This window comes from Dyella sp. 01N36 (assembly GCF_056399745.1).
The window spans coordinates 1-1,862 of the sequence record NZ_JBFTRY010000343.1 but is presented as its reverse complement, the minus strand read 5'-3'; the positions used below and the strand labels follow the sequence as shown (position 1 = coordinate 1,862).

Genomic DNA, 1,862 nt, shown 5'->3' with positions numbered 1-1,862 from the left:
GAGCCGAACAGGAACATGAAGATGGCGAAGTAGAGCACCGGCTTGCGGCCGTATTGATCGCTCAGCTTGCCGTACAGCGGCATAGTGGCCGTGGACGCGAGGATGTACGAGGTGACCACCCACGACAGATGGCTCATGCCGCCCAGGTCACTCACGATGCGGGGAAGGGCAGTGGCGACAATGCTTTGATCGATCGCGCCCAGCGCAAGCACGATCACCAGGCCGGCAAAGACGCGGCGGATCTCGTGCTCGGTGGCGGGATGGATGGTGTCCGTGGATGCCGCGAGAGTGGCGCTGGGAGTGCTCATGCGTCGATGTCGTTCAATTCGATGTCGTTCAAGGCGGGAAGCGCGGCCCAAAGCGCAGCGCGTGACGAGGGCGGGAGCTGCAGCAGCGCCTTGGTGAGCTGGTCGGTGCGGCGCCGGCGCTTGGCCTCGATCACGGCACGACCATGCGCCGTGGCCACCAGGCCCACACGCCGCCGGTCGCCGTCGGCAGGCTCGGTGCGCTTCACCAGGCCGGCGGCCACCATGCTGTTGATATGCCCGGTCATGGTGGGGCTGCGCAGGCCTTCCAGCTGGGCCAGTTCGCCCACGCCGATGCCCGGGTTCTCCAAGACGTGCAGCAGCAAGGGGAGTTGTACCAGCGAGATGTCCTGGTGATCCGAGTGGCGGCGCAGCTGGCGAAAGAGCCGGCGCAGTGCCGGTCGCAACTGCTCGGCCAGTTCGCGGGCATCGCCTTCGGTGGACGGCTTCTGGCTCATGGGCGGCTTGGCTGGGTGGATAGATAGGCTACCTATCTAATTTAGCGCAGATCGGGCCGGGTGGCGAGTGCGGTGGTCGGGGCAGGGTTGCGTCCGAGTCAGCTACAGAGGGCGTCAATTGGCCCGGAAGCCGCTCCGGGCGAGCGAAACCGCGGCGGCCTTCCGCAAGATGTTGCCGGCCGGAGGGGTGTCCAGGGCCCTGTTTGTGGCCGTCGCGGCGCGGGGTTGCCCCGGCGGTCCGACGCACGTATCATCTGTTCCACTGTATTAACGCATTAGTACATTATGAAGCGCCGATCGATCGATCCCGAGCAACCTGCCGAGTCCGCCGAGCTGAGTCTGTGCGAGGCGCTGCTGTCGTTGAAGAACGCCGAGGAAATGTCGGCCTTCCTGCATGACCTGTGCACCCCCGCCGAACTCGAAGTCATGGTGGACCGCTGGCGCGTGGTGCCCTACCTGCTTGATGGCGTGTCGTATCGCGAAATCCACGAACGCACCGCCGTGAGCATCACCACCATCGGACGCGTTGCGCGCTATCTCAACCAGGGCAGTGGCGGCTATCTCGCTGCGGCGGCCCGCGCGGCGCGTCGTCGTGCAGCGACCAAGAAGGCAAAGGCATGAAACCGCGCGACCGACTGCGCATCGCGATGCAGAAATCCGGCCGTCTCACTGAACCGGCACTGGAATTGCTCAACCGCTGCGGCCTCACCTTCCRCCAGAGCCGCGACAAGCTGTTCTGTTTTGGCGAAGGCGAGCCCGTGGACCTGTTGCTGGTGCGCGATGACGACATCCCCGGCCTGATCGCGCAGGGCGTGTGCGATCTGGGCATCGTGGGCCGCAATGTGCTGAGCGAATACCGCCTCACCGGTGGCCTGGACGGTCCGGCGCTGGCCGAATGGCGGCCGCTGGGTTTCGGGCGTTGCCGCCTCTCGGTGGCCGTGCCGCAGGATCTGGATTATCGCGATGCCTCGCAGTTGCAGGGCAAGCGCATCGCCACGTCGTATCCGGGGCTGCTGGGCGAGTGGCTGCGCGAGCGCGGCATCGATGCCGGCGTGGTCACGCTGGCCGGTTCGGTGGAAATCGCGCCACGCCTGGGTAC

At 66.0% G+C, this 1,862-nt stretch carries 4 protein-coding genes; 2 read left to right on the top strand and 2 right to left on the bottom strand.

All coding sequences use genetic code 11. The features are described from left to right. Together AC1DMG_RS21915 and AC1DMG_RS21910 are read right to left on the bottom strand one after the other, a co-directional pair. The coding region (locus AC1DMG_RS21915; protein ID WP_477181129.1) for an MFS transporter at positions 1 to 308 on the bottom strand (308 nt) is incomplete at its 3' end. Continuing rightward, a complete protein-coding gene (locus AC1DMG_RS21910) occupies positions 305 to 763 on the bottom strand; it encodes a MarR family winged helix-turn-helix transcriptional regulator (protein WP_441603399.1) in 459 nt (152 codons plus the stop codon). The genes AC1DMG_RS21910 and AC1DMG_RS21915, both read right to left, overlap by 4 nt. A gap of 285 nt (positions 764 to 1,048) precedes the next feature. Between AC1DMG_RS21910 and AC1DMG_RS21905 the strand changes: the two genes are divergently transcribed. After that, complete coding sequence (locus tag AC1DMG_RS21905) at positions 1,049 to 1,384, top strand: YerC/YecD family TrpR-related protein (RefSeq protein WP_441603398.1); 336 nt, start codon at positions 1,049 to 1,051, stop codon at positions 1,382 to 1,384. Beyond that, the coding region (hisG, locus tag AC1DMG_RS21900) for an ATP phosphoribosyltransferase (protein ID WP_477181128.1) at positions 1,381 to 1,862 on the top strand (482 nt) is incomplete at its 3' end. The genes AC1DMG_RS21905 and hisG, both read left to right, overlap by 4 nt.

Coding starts and splice junctions, on each gene's coding strand:
- AC1DMG_RS21910 (WP_441603399.1), bottom strand. CDS start 763: ATGAGCCAGAAGCCGTCCACCGAAGGCGATGCCCGCGAACTGGCCGAG.
- AC1DMG_RS21905 (WP_441603398.1), top strand. CDS start 1,049: ATGAAGCGCCGATCGATCGATCCCGAGCAACCTGCCGAGTCCGCCGAG.